Here is a 15,565-nt window from a genome sequence, read left to right as displayed (position 1 = left end):
GGCTGGATTCCGACTGTGGACGAGTCTGGAGAATGGTGCCGAAGGGGTGGATGGGTCAAGGGTTCTTCACAGGTCTTTACCAGTGAAGAACATCGGTCACCGGCCGAGCTGACGCAGGACAGCGCGTGGGCGGTTGGTGATGATGGCGTCGATGCCCAGGTCGAGGCAGAGATCAACATCCTCGGGCTCGTTTACGGTCCACACGTGCACCTGGTGGCCGGCCCGTTTCAGCCGTTCGACATACGCAGGGTGATTGCGCACGGTCCGGATCGAGGGGCCTGCGATCCGGACACCCGCCGGCAGCCGTCCGTCGCGCAGCCGGGGCGAGACGAACTGCAGCAGATAGACCGTCGGCAGCGTCGGAGAGGCGGCACGCACGCGATGCAGCGACCGCGCCGAGAAGCTCATCACGCGCACGGGCGACTCGGCGGCGGAGGCCGGAGCGTCCAGCCCGAACCGTTTCAGCAGCACCAGCAGCCGCTCCTCCACCTGGCCCGCCCACCGGGTCGGGTGCTTGGTCTCCATCGCCAGCTCCACCCGCCGCCCCGCGTCCGCGACCAGTTCCAGCAGCCGCTCCAGGGTCAGTACGGAGGTGTCCTCGGGGTCCTCGGGGAGGAACTCCCAGTCGGGCTCCTCGTCGCGGGTGCGCCACAGCTCACGGGTCTTGCGCGAGCCGAAGTCCAGGGCGGCGAGATCGGCGAGCTCCAGCGCGGAGACCGCACCCCGGCCGTTGGACGTACGGTTGACGCGGCGGTCGTGGACGCAGACGAGATGACCGTCCGCCGTCAGGCGTACATCGCACTCGAGGGCGTCCGCACCGTCCTCGATCGCCTTCTTGTACGCGGCCAGGGTGTGCTCGGGGGCCTCTTCGGAGGCTCCGCGGTGGGCGACGACTTGAATCCGGTGCTGCCGTGCGTGGGTCACCGCGTCATGGTGCCACCGGAGCGGGGTAGTCGTGCGATCGGAGGAACATAGATTGCGACCCTTTTGCCCGTCATGACCTATATAAGGAATGGCCCCGAATGCACAGGCACGGCTTATGGTGCCCTGACGGCTCATGGGAAAAGCTGACGGCATACAAAAGAACACGCACAGCTGCATCGCGCCGGATCGCCGACCAACGTGACGAGCGTGACCGAGTGCGACCCAGAACAACAGCCGTGGACCGAGGAGAGAAGCTGTGAGCACCGAGAACGAGGGCACTGCCGTACCCCCTGCCCCGTCCGCGCCTCCCGTGCCGGTGGACGCTCCCACTCCCTCGGCACCCGACGCCCCCGGGGGAAGCGCCCCGACGACCCCGCTCCCGCCGGTGCCTCAGAGCGTCCCCGGCGCGCAGGAGCAGGAACTGGTGCACGCCGGCCATGCACCTGCCTACGCGTCGACGGGCGCGCAGGGCCCTCAGGGAGCGGGCGGGACCCAGGGCTCGGCCCCGGACGCCTCCTGGCCGCCCCCGGCCCCCGCCACTCCCTCCTACTCCGACGCGGGCTCCGGCGGCTCGGGTGCCGGCTGGGGCTCCTCGTACCAGCAGCAGCCCGCACCGAAGTCCGGCCGCGGTGGTCTCGTCGCCGCGATCCTGGTGGCCGCACTGGTCGCCGGAGGCCTGGGCGGCGGCCTCGGCTACACGCTGGCGAAGAACAACGATGACAACACCGGCTCCACGACGGTCGCCGCCTCCGACAGCGGCACCTCCGTCAAGCGCGACCCGGGCACGGTCGCGGGCGTGGCCGCCAAGGCCGTGCCCAGCACGGTCACCATCGAGGCCGAGTCCAACAGCGGCGAGGGCGGCACCGGCACCGGCTTCGTCTTCGACACCCAGGGCCACATCGTCACCAACAACCACGTCGTCGCGGACGCGGTCGACGGCGGCAAGCTCACGGCGACCTTCCCGAGCGGGAAGAAGTACGACGCCGAGGTCGTCGGCCACGCGCAGGGCTACGACGTGGCGGTCATCAAGCTGAAGAACGCCCCGTCGGACCTCAAGCCCCTGGCCCTGGGCGACTCCGACAAGGTGGCCGTGGGCGACTCCACGATCGCCATCGGCGCCCCCTTCGGCCTGTCCAACACCGTCACCACCGGCATCATCAGCGCGAAGAACCGCCCGGTGGCCTCCAGTGACGGCACCGGCAGCAACGCCTCGTACATGAGCGCCCTGCAGACGGACGCCTCGATAAACCCCGGCAACTCCGGCGGCCCGCTGCTCGACGCGTCGGGCAACGTCATCGGCATCAACTCCGCGATCCAGTCCAGCAGCAGCGGCGGCCTCGGCGGCACCAGCCAGTCCGGCTCGATCGGCCTGGGCTTCGCCATCCCGATCAACCAGGCCAAGTACGTCGCCCAGCAGCTGATCAAGACCGGCAAGCCGGTCTACGCGAAGATCGGCGCGTCCGTCTCCCTGGAGGGCTCCTCGGGCGGCGCGAAGATCACCGACCAGGGTTCCGGCGGTTCCGCCGCGGTAGAGTCCGGCGGCCCTGCCGACAAGGCCGGCCTCAAGCCCGGCGACTTGATCACCAAGCTCGACGACCATGTGATCGACTCCGGGCCCACCCTGATCGGCGAGATCTGGACCCACCAGCCCGGCGACAAGGTCACGATCACCTACGAACGAGACGGCAGGACCCACACGGTCCCGCTGACCCTGGGCTCCCGCTCGGGCGACAGCTGACCCCACCGACGCACGCGCGCGTACCTCCCCGGTCGAGCACCATCTGACCCACGCGCGCGCGTGCCAACCCGTTACTCTTGTCCCCGCGCCGCTGATCCACAGGGCGGCGCGGGGAGGCGTGCCCGAGCGGCCTAAGGGAACGGTCTTGAAAACCGTCGTGGCAGCGATGTCACCGTGGGTTCAAATCCCACCGCCTCCGCCGAGGTCATAGAAGCAGCAGGTCAGAGGGCTTGCCCCCGATTCGGGGGCACGCCTTTTCTGCTCACCCTGTCTCACTCCGGATCGGATGCGTACCGCCTCTGACCAGTGCGTGTGGGCCAGCCGTGGGCCAGGTGAAAGTGCTGAGCGACCCATGCCGGTGCGGAGGCTTATGCGTCCCGCCCGGTGTCCGGGCCGTTCCTGCAGCGCCCTCTACCGGGCGGCGGGCACAGGGCCTGAACTGCAGGGGGAGCTGCAGCGTCTGGAGGAGCTGCGACTGCTCGCCGTCGAGCACTATGCGCAAGTACGCCTTGAACTGGGACAGTCAGACGCTCTCGTACCGGAACTGCGCTCCCTGACCCAGCAGCACCCGTTCAGGGAACGGATCTGGGAAATGCTGACTATCGCCCTCCACCCCATGGGCCGGCAGGCTGATGCTCTCGCCGCCTACCCGCAGGTCCGCCGTATCCTCGCGGACGAACTCGGATTCGATCCGACGAATGGCCTGCGGCGCCTTGAGGAGCAGATTCTGCGGGGCGAGCCGGAGGTACGCGTTCGGGCTGTGGAGTCGGCCCAGCCTCTGGTGTGCTTCCCACACAGCTCATGACCGATGGTTTCTTCCCGTCGATCAGGTGTGAGCGGACGTACCGCTACAGCGCGTAGTCGCGCGCCAGCCCCTCCCAGTCGACCTCCCGCAGCGAGGCCGCCGCGTCGCATTCGGACGGCACCTGCATCGTCGGCTGGAACCAGATGACCGTCAGCGCCGAAAAGCGGTCGACCGGGTCGTGGGACGGGTCCAGCGCCGTGGAGCGGAACGACCCCACGCAGGCGACCGGCGGCAGGATCTCCACCGGGCCGAAGGCGCCCGCGTACTGGTCCGGGTATTCGCGCGGGGGCGGGACGAGGTGGATGGGGCTGGTGGGAAAGGTGTGTTCGGTGGTGTGCAACAGGCTCTTGATCACCATCTCGTTGACCGGCTTGCAGGGATAGCCCGCGGGCATTCCTCCGTACGTCGACGACAGCCGCAGCTCGGCGAGGTCGACGGGGCGGCCGGAGGCGAGGACCACGCGGGTCAGCGACATGGTCCGCGCTCTCGGGCGGTCGTGCATGGAGCTCCTCTTGTTCTTGCGCTGCCACGGTCGTCCCGTGGGTGTCAGGGCCGGTGCCCCGTCATCCGGGCCGCCGAGGCGATCGTCGCCCGCGCCTCGCGTTCGGTCAGACCGGTGTTGAGGGCCGCCTCGACCAGGGGATCGACGAGGGCCGGGCCGATGCCGTCCTCGTAGGCACGGCAGGCCGCCCAGAACAGGCGTGTGTTGCGCTGCCCCTCGTGAGCGGCGAGGACGAACTGGACGAGACCCTGGCCGTGGTCGCCGGCCGAGGGAGGGGTGGGGTGCTGCGCACGGGGCGGCGGGAGCAGCAGGCGCAGCAGAGCGGGCGGGCAGGCCGCGGGGGCGAGGTGGGCGGTGCCGGGAGCCGTGCCGTAGACGCCGTGGTCGGTACGGGAGCCGGGGCCTACGAGGTAGCCGCCGGCGCCGCGGATGTCGATGCCGGGGGCGAGGCGGCCGGCGGAGTTGGGGACGACGACCTCCGGCGGGCCGCTCAGCCAGAGGTGGCGGCCGCCGCTCGGGGTGAGGACGACCACGGTGTCGGGGATCGTGAACAGGTGTCGTAAGGCCAGTTCGCGCAGGGCGGCCGAGGAGTCCGTGCCCGATTTCGTGTCGAGGTCGACGCCGATGAGGTGGTGGGGCGGCAGGCCGCAGGCGATGCCGTAGCCGGTTGCCCAGGGGGCCGCTGCGAACTGCTCGCGGATGCGAGCCGGGTGGGTCGAGGCGTCGTAGACACCGTGTCCGAGGCGTCCGCACTCGCCGTGACAGGGCTGGGGCCGGCGTTCGGGATCGTCGTGGTGGGGGGAGCGCAGGGCCGGAAGTTTCGTCCGGGACAGGGGGATGACGGCCAGTCCGCGCTCGGCGGCTGACAGGGCGTGTGCGAGGGCCAGCGTCGTGGCCTGCCGGTCGGTGGTGGCCATGCCTCTATGTTCGTACGCATGTTCGAAAAAGGGAAGAGGGGTCGGGTGCGACGCGCCGGGCCGGCGAGGTTGGCCGGAATTGTGCAGGAGTGCTTCACCCCTTGCGGCGCTTGGTGCCGAGTCGCCCGTTCTGTTCCGAACTGAGGCTTAGAAGTAGTGGTAGGGGTTTATCGACTTGCTGTAGCACTTGAGGAGGAATAGCGGCTTCCGGGGTGGTTCGCCGGGGTTCGGTGGGCAACTCTGATCTTGCGACGTCGAGCAACCGCCGAGGTGGTCGGCCAACTGCCTTGGAACAAGCCGTACTTCACGTTGGTGTTCTGGAGGAACAACATGGCAAGCATCCGTACTGCCCGCGTCATCGCCGCCCTCTCCGCCCTTCCGCTGGCAGCCGCTCTGTTCACCGGCGTCGCGGCGGCGGACAACGGCGCCATCGCGGACAACGGATCGAACGCGGGTGTCGCGAGTGTCGTCGGCAGCGGTGTCGGTCACGACAACAACGGCAACTCGTCCACCACGCAGCAGAACGCGGTCGGCAACGGCGCCTCGAACCAGAGCAACACCGCCCAGGTGAAGGGCTCGGCGTTCACGGCCATCAACCAGGGGAACAAGAACGTGGCCATCAACTTCAGCGAGCTGTGGTGAGCCGACGCCCCTGACCCAAGGGGAGTCGGGGGTGCGCTGTGGTGTGCAAGGGGTGCAAGGCGTCTGTGCGGCGGTACTTCGGTGCCGCCGCACAGGCGTTTTCGCGTTCGGAGCGACCTTGACAGGCCACCGTATCTGACGGACAGTCAGAAAAATCTGACGGAGATCGTGGGAACCCGCTCGGCGGCAGCGGTGTACCAGAAGTGTCAGTGAGATGCGGCAGACGACGAGGGGGCGACGGTGAGCGAGGGCGAGGTGGCTGCGGTGGTGACGGGTGAGGACGAGCTGGAGGTGCGGCTGAAGGCCTACGAGGGGCGGGCCGCCGCCGTGGCCGGCGCGGGCAAGGACCCCGTCAACATGCCGATGATCCGGCACTGGTGCGAGGCGATGGGAGACACCAATCCGGCCTACGCCGGCCCCGACGCCATGGCCCCGCCCACCATGCTCCAGGCCTGGACCATGGGCGGACTCTCCGGCCACGAGGGACGCACGGGGGGCTACGACGAACTGCTCGGCCTGCTCGACGAGGCGGGCTGCACCTCGGTTGTCGCCACCGACTGCGAGCAGGAGTACGTGCGATCACTGCGCCCCGGGGACGAGATCACCTTCGACACGGTGATCGAGTCGGTGTCACAGCGCAAGACGACGAAGCTGGGCACGGGCTACTTCGTGACCACGCGCACGGACATCAGGGCGAAACGCGCCCCGGACGCCCCCACCACCCCCGCCACGCCTACCACCCCCACCCTCGTCGGCACCCACCGCTTCCGCATCCTCAAGTACGCCCCCGCCCGCCGTGACCACAAGCCCCCGCCCCGCCCCCGCCCCGTCGTCAACCGCGACAACGCCGGATTCTGGGAAGGAGTCCAGCACCACCGACTGCTCATACAGCGCTGCACCGACTGCGCGACCCTCCGCTTCCCCTGGCTGCCGGGGTGCAGCGGCTGCGGAGGCCCGGACTGGGACACCGTGGAGGCGAGCGGCGAGGGGACGGTGTACTCGTACGTCGTCATGCACCACCCACCCTTCCCGGCCTTCTCCCCTCCCTATGCGGTCGCACTGATCGAACTGGCGGAAGGCGTGCGGATGATCAGCAACGTGGTGGGGGTGCCCTGCGACAAGGTGCGCATCGGCATGCCCGTGCGGCTCGAATTCCAGTCGTACGACGAGGAGTTGGTGCTCCCCGTCTTCCGCACCCTGGAGGGCGCGGCATGAGGCACGCCCCGCGGCCCGGAGAGGTCCTGCCTGCGCTGGAGATCCCCATCACCCGCACCCAGATCGTCGCCGGCGCCATCGCCTCCCGCGACTACCAGGATGTGCACCATGACGCCGAGCTGGCCCGGCAGAAGGGCTCCCCGGACATCTTCATGAACATCCTCACGACGAACGGCCTGGTCGGGCGCTACATCACCGACCAGTTCGGCCCGGCTGCGGTCCTTCGCAAGGTGGCCATACGCCTCGGGGCGCCCAACTACCCCGGGGACACGATGGTGTTGACGGGCACGGTCGAGAAAGTCGTCGAGGAGGCCGATGGCAACACCGCGACGGTACGGGTGGTCGGTGCGAACAGCATCGGCAGCCATGTCACGGGCATGGTGACGGTCACCGTCCCGTCGGGAGGTGCCGGATGAGCGTGCGTGGCCGGGACGAGCTGGGCGGGCGGGCCGCGATCGTCGGCATAGGGGCCACGGAGTTCTCCAAGGACTCGGGGCGCAGCGAGCTGCGGCTGGCCGCGGAGGCGGTGCGGGCCGCGCTGGACGACGCGGGGCTGACGCCCGGCGAGGTGGACGGGATGGTCACGTTCACGATGGACACCAGCCCGGAGATCACCGTGGCCCAGGCCTGCGGGATCGGCGAGCTGTCCTTCTTCTCCCGGATCCACTACGGCGGGGGCGCGGCCTGCGCGACCGTCCAGCAGGCGGCGCTCGCGGTGGCGACGGGTGTGGCGGAGGTGGTCGTCTGCTACCGGGCCTTCAACGAGAGATCGGGCCGCCGCTTCGGCTCCGGGGTGCAGCACCGGGAGCCGTCGGCGGAGGGCGCGGCGCTCGGCTGGTCCCTGCCGTTCGGCCTGCTGACCCCGGCCTCGTGGGTGGCGATGGCGGCCCAGCGCTATCTGTACACCCACGGGCTGACCCCGGAGGCGTTCGGGCACGTGGCGGTCGTCGACCGGACGTACGCGGCGACGAACCCGGCGGCGTACTTCCATGGCCGCCCGATCACCCTCGCCGACCACGCGGCCTCGCGCTGGATCGTCGAGCCGCTCAGACTTCTGGACTGCTGCCAGGAGACGGACGGCGGTCAGGCGATCGTCGTCACGTCGGTCGAGCGGGCCCGCGATCTGCCCCACCCGCCCGCCGTCATAGCGGCGGCCGCCCAGGGCGCGGGCCGCGGGCAGGAGCAGATGACCAGCTTCTACCGGGACGACCTGGCCGGCCTGCCGGAGATGGGTGTGGTCGCCCGCCAGCTGTGGCGCACCTCCGGGCTGGCGCCGGCCGACATGGACGTGGCGATCCTGTACGACCACTTCACACCGTTCGTGCTGATGCAGCTGGAGGAGTTCGGGTTCTGCGGGCCAGGGGAGGCGGCGGACTTCGTGGCAGGTGGGGCGTTGCCGATCAACACTCACGGAGGGCAGCTCGGGGAGGCGTACCTCCATGGGATGAACGGGGTGGCGGAGGGGGTGCGGCAGCTGCGCGGCTCGGCCGTGAACCTCATACCGGGGGCGGGGCGGGTGCTGGTCACGGCAGGGACCGGGGTGCCGACATCGGGCCTGGTCCTGGCCGCGGACGGCTGAGGCACCCGGGTGTCCCTCAGGTGTCATCCCGCAGTACCCCCACCCGCTCGTCCACCTTCAGGAGGTGCAGCCACCTCCACCCCTACAACCTGAGGCGGACTCGGCTTCGGGACCTGCGGCCGATGAGCCGGAGGCGCCCTCGCTCATAGCGTGGAGCCATGACCACACCCGTCTGCACCAGTGCTTCGAACGCCGCCACGCCGGCGACGCAGACTCTCCCGTACCCGTCGTTCGCGTCGTACGTGAGGGCCCGGCAGCCGATGCTGCTGCGTACCGCCCGGTCGCTCACCGCGAGCCCGAGCGACGCGGAGGACCTGCTGCAGACGGCGCTCACCAAGACGTATGTCGCCTGGGAGCGCATCGAGGACCACCGCGCGCTCGACGGCTATGTGCGCCGGGCCCTGCTGAACACCCGTACATCGCAGTGGCGCAAGCGCAGGGTCGACGAGTTCGTGTGCGAGGAGCTGCCCGAGCCGGAGCCCTTGCGGGGCACGGACGACCCGGCCGAGCAGCAGGCGCTGCGCGACGCGATGTGGCGGGCGATCATGAAACTGCCCGCGCGGCAGCGGGCGATGGTCGTCCTCAGGTACTACGAGGACCTCAGCGAGGTGCAGACGGCCGAGGTGCTCGGTGTGTCGGTGGGGACGGTGAAGTCGGCGGTGTCGCGTGCGCTCGGCAAGCTGCGCGAGGATTCTGAGCTGGGGCTTGTGCGGTAATGCGCCGACCTGGTGGCTGTTGAGGGCCGACCTGGTGGCTATTGGGAGCCGACGTGATGCGATCGATCATCGGCACCTAGTGACATACCGCGTGGTATGTGCGCAGAATCAGCGCAGATCTCACCGCCGCGTAGGCAATGTCGCCCCGGGAGGACACCGTGCTGAGCACGATGCAGGACGTACCGCTGACCGTAACCCGCATCCTCGTCCACGGGGTGCTGGTACACGGGCGGTCCCAGATCACGACCTGGACCGGTGAGGGCGAGCCGCAGCGGCGCAGTTTCGCGGAGGCGGGCACCCGCGCGGTGCAGCTCGCGGGCGCCCTCCGTGACGAGCTCGGTGTCCGGGGCGACGACCGGGTCGCGACGCTGATGTGGAACAACGCCGAGCATGTCGAGGCCTATTTCGCGATCCCCTCCATGGGTGCGGTGCTGCACACCCTCAACCTCCGGCTGCCTCCCGAGCAGCTGGTGTGGATCGTCAACCACGCGGCCGACAAGGTCGTCATCGTCAACGGCTCGCTGCTTCCGCTGCTCGCCCCGTTGCTGCCGAAGCTGCCCACGATCGAGCACATCGTCGTCTCCGGCCCCGGCGACCGCTCCCTCCTCGACGGCGCCCGCCCGCAGGTGCACGAGTACGAGGAGCTGATCGCCGGCAGGCCGACCACGTACGACTGGCCGGAGCTGGACGAGCGCCAGGCCGCCGCCATGTGCTACACCTCCGGCACCACGGGCGACCCCAAGGGCGTGGTCTACAGCCACCGTTCGATCTACCTGCACTCCATGCAGGTCAACATGACCCAGTCGATGGGCCTGACCGACCAGGACACCTCGCTGGTCGTGGTCCCCCAGTTCCATGTCAACGCCTGGGGCCTGCCGCACGCCACCTTCATGACCGGCGTCAACATGCTGATGCCGGACCGCTTCCTGCAGCCGGCGCCGCTCGCCCAGATGATCGAGTCCGAGCGCCCGACCCACGCGGCCGCCGTCCCCACCATCTGGCAGGGTCTGCTCGCCGAGCTGAACGCCAAACCGCGCGACGTCTCCTCCCTCACCCAGGTCACCATCGGCGGTTCGGCCTGTCCGCCCTCCCTCATGGAGGCGTTCGACAATCTGGGCATGCGGGTCTGTCACGCCTGGGGCATGACGGAGACCTCTCCGCTCGGCACGGTCGCCCGCCCGCCGGCCCACGCGGTCGGCACCGAGGAGGAGTTGGCGTACCGCCTGACCCAGGGCCGCTTCCCGGCCGGTGTCGAGGCCCGGCTCACCGGCCCCGGCGGGGAGCGCCTCCCCTGGGACGGCGAGTCGGCCGGCGAGCTGGAGGTCCGCGGCAACTGGATCGCGGGCGCGTACTACAACGGCCCCGACGCCGAACCCCTGCGCCCGGCCGACAAGTTCAGCGAGGACGGCTGGCTGAAGACGGGCGACGTCGGCACGATCTCCGACGAAGGCTTCCTCACCCTCACCGACCGCGCCAAGGACGTCATCAAGTCCGGTGGCGAGTGGATCTCGTCCGTCGACCTCGAGAACGCCCTGATGTCCCACCCCGAGGTCGCCGAGGCCGCCGTCGTCGCCGTCCCGGACGAGAAGTGGGGGGAACGCCCGCTCGCCACGGTCGTGTTGACCGAGGGCTCCACCGCCGACTTCGAGTCCCTGCGCGCCTTCCTCGCGAGCGATGCCTGCAAGATCGCCAAGTGGCAGCTCCCCGAGCGCTGGACGATCATCGAGGCGGTGCCGAAGACGAGCGTGGGCAAGTTCGACAAGAAGGTGCTGCGCAGGCGTTACGCCGAGGGAGACCTGGACGTCACCAAGCTCTGAACCCAGGGCCACGAGGCGGGCGTACGACAGCCCGGGCACGGTCTCGTACGACAGCCCGGGCCCCGTTTCGCATGGCAGTCGGCAGTCCGGCCTCCGTCTTGTACGGCGGTCCGGCCTCCGTCTTGTACGGCGGTCCGGCCTCCGTCTTGTACGGCGGTCCGGGCACCCTTTCGTACGGCGGTCCGGGCCCCGTGTCGCACGGCAGTCCTCTGGTGGCCGCCGACGACACCGACCAGGACCGCCTGCGCGCCTCGATCAAGGAGGCGGCACGCAGGCTCGTCGCGAAGTGAACCGCGCAGACTCCTGGTCGGCCTGTTGGCCGGTCAATCGGCTGCTCTGCCGCGTCAGTTGGTCCCGATCCGCGACAGCAGGTCCACGATCCGGCTCTGCACCTCGCCGCTCGTGGAACGCTCCGCGAGGAACAGCACCGTCTCGCCGGAGGCCAGCCGCGGCAGGTCGGCCTGGTCGACGGCGGCGGTGTAGACGACGAGCGGGGTGCGGTTGAGCTGCCCGTTCGCGCGCAGCCAGTCGATGATCCCGGCCTGGCGCCGGTGCACCTGCAGCAGGTCCATCACGACCAGGTTCGGCCTGAACTGCCCCGCCAGAGTCACCGCGTCCGCATCACTCGCGGCCCGCGCCACCTGCATCCCGCGCCGCTCCAGCGTCGCGGTCAGCGCCAGCGCGATCTCCGCGTGCTCCTCGATCAGCAGCACCCGCGGCGGGTGCTGCTCACTGTCCCGCGGCGCGAGTGCCTTCAGGAGTACGGCGGGATCGGCACCGTACGCCGCCTCGCGTGTCGCCTGTCCGAGTCCCGCGGTCACCATCACCGGCACCTCGGCAGCGACGGCGGCCTGCCGCAGGGACTGCAGCGCGGTACGGGTGATCGGCCCGGTCAGCGGGTCCACGAACAGTGCGGCAGGGAAAGCCGCGATCTGCGCGTCGACCTCCTCGCGCGAGTGCACGATCACGGGCCGGTAGCCACGGTCGCTCAGCGCCTGCTGGGTCGTCACGTCCGGCGCGGGCCACACCAGCAGCCGCCGCGGGTTGTCCAGCGGCTCCGGCGGCAGTTCGTCGTCCATCGGCTGCGGCCGCGGCGGGTCCGCCACCTCGACGGCCCCGCCCGGCCCGTCCAGCGGTTCGGGTCCCTCGGCGGCGTTCTCGTCCGGCGCGCCTATGGCGTACGACCGCCCGGTGCCCTCCGTCATCTGCGCGAGCCGGGACTGCCCGGCCAGCGAGGGCTGCGGCTGGGGCTGCGCGGGGGACTGTTCGGCCGACGGATGCGGACGGGCTGCCTGCTCCGGGGCCGCGGCGGCGGGATCGGTCCGGGTACCGAGCTTGCGACGCCGGCCGGACCCACTCGGGTTGTGTGGGGCGGGCGTGGCCGACGGCTGCTGCACCTGCGCTGCCTGCCGCGTGAACGGCACGCCCTGCCCCAGGGTCCGGACACTGATCGCCCGGCCCTGGGTGGAGTTCGGGTCGACGGGGGCGGCGGGAGCGACCGGCGCGGCGGCCGCTGCGGGGGGAGGCTGGGTAGCTCGCGCCTGCGCCGGTACCTGTCCCTGTCCCGGTTCCTGTCCGTGCCCCTGCTCTTGTCCTGGTGTCTGTGCCGCGGGGGCTTCCGGGGGGAGAGGAGCGCCGGAGGCGGCCGGGGCGGGCTGCGGGGCCTGTGCGGGCTGCGCGACCTGCGGCGGTACGGGAGCCGGGCCGGCGCTCGGCCCCTGCGGGACCTGGGTGGCCTGCGCGGGGACCGGCTGACCGGGCGTCACCTGAGCGGGAACGGGCGCGGCCTGCTGAACCGGCGCCCCCTGCCCGACGTTCTGCCCACCGGCCTCCGGCCCACCCGGCTGCCCACCCGGCTGTGCGACGGCACGGCGACGGCGGCCCGTCGGCGCGCTCGTGGGGTGCGGCTGGGGCGGGGTGTGGTCGCCGGACTGGTCGTGCGGTACGGCGTCGTGGCGTCCGTCGTCGGCCAGGACGTCACCCGCCCCCTCCTGGACACCCTGGCCGGGAAGCTGCGGTCGCGCCGGATTCTGCGGCTGGCCCGGGACCTGCGACTGAACAGGCACCGCCGATTCAACAGGAACCGGTACCTGACCCTGAGCCGGCACCTGACCCGCAACCGAGGCCTGAGCCGGAACCTGCGCCTGCACGGGAGTCTGCACCAACCCGGCAGCCTGTGCCTGTGTTTGTGTTTGTGCCTGGACCGGTACGGGAGCGGGCACAGGCGCCGGCACCGTCCCCTGCGTACCCTCCGACGCCCGGTCCGCCTCCGCCGGCGGCAGGGCGAACACGGAACGGGGGGCTGCCTCCTGTGCGGCGGCGCGCTCGTTCGCGGCGGCCAGAGCGCGGCGGCGACGCCCGGGCGGTTCGGCGCTCTCGCCGGGCGCGGACTGGTCGGCAGGCGCCGGAGTTGCCGCCGCGGGCAGCGCGGCCGGCAGCGCGTGCTGTTCACCACCGTGTCGCGCACGTCGGCCGCCCGGCGCGGGCACGCCCTGCGGAGGCACGGTCCCGCCCAGGCCCGTACCGACGGCCGCGGTCCCCGCGCCATGCTCGCCGGCCATGACGACGGCGCCCTCGGCAGCGCTGTCACCCGCACCGCCACCAGCGCCCTCGGCCGACCGCCCACGCCGCCGCCCGGTACCGCCGGAAACCTCCAGGGCGCCGGTGGTCGAGGCCGCGGCGGCCGCCGACTCCTCGACCGCGCGCCTGCGACGCCGTCCGGTGGGCACACCGGTCTCCGCGTCACCGCCCTCCGCCGGGTCACCGGGCTCCCCCGGAGTTTCGCTGTCCAGGAACGCGTCGACGGACGGCCGCCGCGCGCGCCGCCGCCCGCCACCCGAGGCCTGCTCGGACAGGGCGTCCTCGTCGGCACCCGAACCGTCGACCGGGCCATCGGGCACGACGGCCCCGGCCCCGCCCCCGATGGGCACCTCCAGCACATACGCGCTGCCGCTCATCCCCGGCACGTCGTGCGTCTGCAGCACGCCACCATGGGCGCGCACGATCCCGCGCACGATCGGCTCGTGCACCGGGTCTCCCCCGGCGTACGGCCCGCGCACCTCGATCCGTACGACCTCACCGCGCTGCGCCGCCGCGACCACGACCGTGTTGTCCATGTAACCGCCCGCCGACACGGGCGCGTTGCCGGTCGCGTCGACGCCGGCGACGTCCGCGACCAGGTGGGCGAGCGCACTCGCGAGGCGCTGCGGGTCGACCTCGGCCTCGATGGGCGGCGCGTGCACGGCGAACTGCACCCGCCCGGGCCCGATCAGCTCGACGGCCCCGTCGACACCGGCGGCGACGACGGCGTCGAGCATCACCTTCGTACGGTGGATCTGCTCGCTCCCGGCGTCCAGCAGCTGATAGCCGAGGACGTTGTCGATGAGCGTGGTGATCCGGGAGTAACCGGCCGACAGATGGTGCAGCACCTGATTGGCCTCGGGCCACAGCTGCCCGGCGTCGTCGGAGGCGAGGGCGGCCAGCTCGCGCCGCAACTCGTCCAGTGGCCCCCGCAACGACCGCCCCAGCAGCGTCAGCAGCTGCTCGTGCCGCCCGGCGAGCGCCTCGTACCGGTCCTTCTCCCGCTCACCGAGCGCGGCATACCGGTCCTCGCCGGCTGCCAGCTCCTCTTCGTGCTGCTCCTGCAGCTCCTCGAGCTCGGTGACGTGCTTCTGGCGCAGGGCGGTCAGCTCGGAGGCGTGCTCCTCCTCGATCCGCTCCAGCTCCTCGGCATGCCGCTTGTCGTCGGCGGCCTTCTCCTCGGCGAGCGTGTCGTACGGCCGCCGGTCGGCGAAGGTCATCACGGCACCGACGAGCTGGTCGCCGTCGCGCACGGGCGCTGTGGTCAGGTCGACGGAGACCTTGCCCCCGCCCTTCGCGAACAGCACCTGCCCGCGCACCCGGTGCTTGCGCCCGGAACGCAGGGTGTCGGCCAGCGGAGACTCGGCGTACGGGAACGGAGTTCCGTCGGGCCGCGAGTGCAGCACGAGGTCGTGCAGTTCCTTGCCACCCAGATCGCTGGCCCGGTAGCCCAGGATCTGAGCGGCGGCCGGATTGACGAGGACGATCCGGCCCTCGGTGTCGGTCCCGACCACGCCCTCGGACGCGGCCCGCAGGATCATCTCGGTCTGCCGCTGCGAACGCGCCAGCTCGGCCTCGGTGTCCACGGTCCCGGTCAGGTCCCGCACGACGAGCATCAGCAGCTCGTCGCCGCTGTAGCCGTAGCCGTCGTAGGCCTGCTGGCCGTTCTCAAGATTGGCGCTGGTGACCTCGACGGGGAACTCGACTCCGTCGGTCCGCCGCGCGATCATCCGCGTTGGCTTGGTCCGCCCGGCCGGGTCCATGTGATCGGGCCGCCGCATGGACCCCGGGATGAGCTTGGAGTCGAACTGCGGCAGCAGGTCGAGGAGTCCCCGTCCGACGAGTGCGGTCCCGGGCGTTTCAAAGGCCTCGAGCGCGATCGTGTTCGCGTTGACGACGGTCCCATTGGCGTTGACCAGCACCAACGCATCGGGAAGCGCGTCCAGTATGGCTGCGAGGCGAGCAGCGCCTCGGGATGGCCTGCTGCTCACGAGACGCTTCCTCCCTGTTACCGCACCTTGCCGACCGCTCGGGCCATCTTGCCAACCTGCCCGCGACGTGTCACGCGAGGGAGTCTAAGCGCAGTGCTTCCGCTCGCGACGCCGGATGAGAGGGAGGTCGCACGACGAA

Annotated in this window: 12 protein-coding genes and 1 tRNA gene; 9 read left to right on the top strand and 4 right to left on the bottom strand. The window is 71.0% G+C overall.

Annotation, left to right across the window (positions count from 1 at the left end):
- Nucleotides 1-96 precede the first annotated feature (96 nt).
- Nucleotides 97-924 (bottom strand): glycerophosphodiester phosphodiesterase, encoded by an 828-nt coding sequence (locus OOK07_RS21025; RefSeq protein WP_266797936.1) that lies wholly within the window; start codon nt 922-924, stop codon nt 97-99.
- Nucleotides 925-1,180: 256 nt separating this feature from the next.
- On the opposite strand from OOK07_RS21025, the gene OOK07_RS21020 reads away from it, so the two are divergent.
- From OOK07_RS21020 to OOK07_RS21010, 3 genes are all read left to right on the top strand, one after another.
- Nucleotides 1,181-2,662, top strand: coding sequence for a S1C family serine protease (locus OOK07_RS21020; RefSeq protein WP_266797934.1), 1,482 nt, complete (start codon nt 1,181-1,183; stop codon nt 2,660-2,662).
- Nucleotides 2,663-2,774: 112 nt separating this feature from the next.
- Nucleotides 2,775-2,861, top strand: a tRNA-Ser gene (locus OOK07_RS21015).
- A gap of 171 nt (nt 2,862-3,032) precedes the next feature.
- Nucleotides 3,033-3,467, top strand: a complete 435-nt coding sequence (locus OOK07_RS21010; protein ID WP_266797933.1) for an AfsR/SARP family transcriptional regulator — start codon at nt 3,033-3,035, stop codon at nt 3,465-3,467.
- A gap of 43 nt (nt 3,468-3,510) precedes the next feature.
- On the opposite strand, the gene OOK07_RS21005 is transcribed toward OOK07_RS21010, so the two are convergent.
- The gene (locus OOK07_RS21005) at nt 3,511-3,969 is read right to left on the bottom strand and encodes a hypothetical protein (RefSeq protein WP_266682346.1); all 459 of its coding nucleotides are present in this window, start codon (nt 3,967-3,969) and stop codon (nt 3,511-3,513) included.
- 44 nt (nt 3,970-4,013) lie between these two features.
- Complete coding sequence (locus tag OOK07_RS21000) at nt 4,014-4,886, bottom strand: bifunctional DNA primase/polymerase (RefSeq protein ID WP_266682345.1); 873 nt, start codon at nt 4,884-4,886, stop codon at nt 4,014-4,016.
- Nucleotides 4,887-5,216: 330 nt separating this feature from the next.
- Here OOK07_RS21000 and OOK07_RS20995 point away from each other — a divergent pair, with 330 nt between their 5' ends.
- From OOK07_RS20995 to OOK07_RS20970, 6 genes are all read left to right on the top strand, one after another.
- On the top strand, nt 5,217-5,528 hold the full coding sequence (locus OOK07_RS20995) for a hypothetical protein (RefSeq protein ID WP_266682344.1): 312 nt from the start codon (nt 5,217-5,219) through the stop codon (nt 5,526-5,528).
- Between the two features lie 240 nt (nt 5,529-5,768).
- A complete protein-coding gene (locus tag OOK07_RS20990; protein WP_406312088.1) occupies nt 5,769-6,743 on the top strand; it encodes a bifunctional MaoC family dehydratase N-terminal/OB-fold nucleic acid binding domain-containing protein in 975 nt (324 codons plus the stop codon).
- Nucleotides 6,740-7,159, top strand: coding sequence for a MaoC family dehydratase (locus OOK07_RS20985; protein WP_266682343.1), 420 nt, complete (start codon nt 6,740-6,742; stop codon nt 7,157-7,159). Before OOK07_RS20990 ends, OOK07_RS20985 begins: the two co-directional genes overlap by 4 nt.
- The gene (locus tag OOK07_RS20980; RefSeq protein WP_266682342.1) at nt 7,156-8,322 is read left to right on the top strand and encodes a lipid-transfer protein; all 1,167 of its coding nucleotides are present in this window, start codon (nt 7,156-7,158) and stop codon (nt 8,320-8,322) included. Before OOK07_RS20985 ends, OOK07_RS20980 begins: the two co-directional genes overlap by 4 nt.
- 158 nt (nt 8,323-8,480) lie before the next feature.
- A complete protein-coding gene (locus OOK07_RS20975; protein WP_266682341.1) occupies nt 8,481-9,038 on the top strand; it encodes a SigE family RNA polymerase sigma factor in 558 nt (185 codons plus the stop codon).
- Nucleotides 9,039-9,175: 137 nt separating this feature from the next.
- Nucleotides 9,176-10,855: a long-chain fatty acid--CoA ligase gene (locus OOK07_RS20970; RefSeq protein WP_266797931.1), complete on the top strand. Its 1,680-nt coding sequence runs from the start codon at nt 9,176-9,178 to the stop codon at nt 10,853-10,855.
- 344 nt (nt 10,856-11,199) lie between these two features.
- On the opposite strand, the gene OOK07_RS20965 is transcribed toward OOK07_RS20970, so the two are convergent.
- Nucleotides 11,200-15,426 (bottom strand): PAS domain-containing protein, encoded by a 4,227-nt coding sequence (locus OOK07_RS20965; protein WP_266797930.1) that lies wholly within the window; start codon nt 15,424-15,426, stop codon nt 11,200-11,202.
- Nucleotides 15,427-15,565: the final 139 nt, after the last annotated feature.

Source organism: Streptomyces sp. NBC_00078 (assembly GCF_026343335.1).
Lineage (GTDB): Bacteria > Actinomycetota > Actinomycetes > Streptomycetales > Streptomycetaceae > Streptomyces.
This window is presented reverse-complemented; position numbering and strand designations above follow the sequence as displayed.

Coding starts and splice junctions, on each gene's coding strand:
- OOK07_RS21010 (WP_266797933.1), top strand. CDS start 3,033: ATGCGTCCCGCCCGGTGTCCGGGCCGTTCCTGCAGCGCCCTCTACCGG.
- OOK07_RS21005 (WP_266682346.1), bottom strand. CDS start 3,969: ATGCACGACCGCCCGAGAGCGCGGACCATGTCGCTGACCCGCGTGGTC.
- OOK07_RS21000 (WP_266682345.1), bottom strand. CDS start 4,886: ATGGCCACCACCGACCGGCAGGCCACGACGCTGGCCCTCGCACACGCC.
- OOK07_RS20995 (WP_266682344.1), top strand. CDS start 5,217: ATGGCAAGCATCCGTACTGCCCGCGTCATCGCCGCCCTCTCCGCCCTT.
- OOK07_RS20985 (WP_266682343.1), top strand. CDS start 6,740: ATGAGGCACGCCCCGCGGCCCGGAGAGGTCCTGCCTGCGCTGGAGATC.
- OOK07_RS20980 (WP_266682342.1), top strand. CDS start 7,156: ATGAGCGTGCGTGGCCGGGACGAGCTGGGCGGGCGGGCCGCGATCGTC.
- OOK07_RS20975 (WP_266682341.1), top strand. CDS start 8,481: ATGACCACACCCGTCTGCACCAGTGCTTCGAACGCCGCCACGCCGGCG.
- OOK07_RS20970 (WP_266797931.1), top strand. CDS start 9,176: ATGTCGCCCCGGGAGGACACCGTGCTGAGCACGATGCAGGACGTACCG.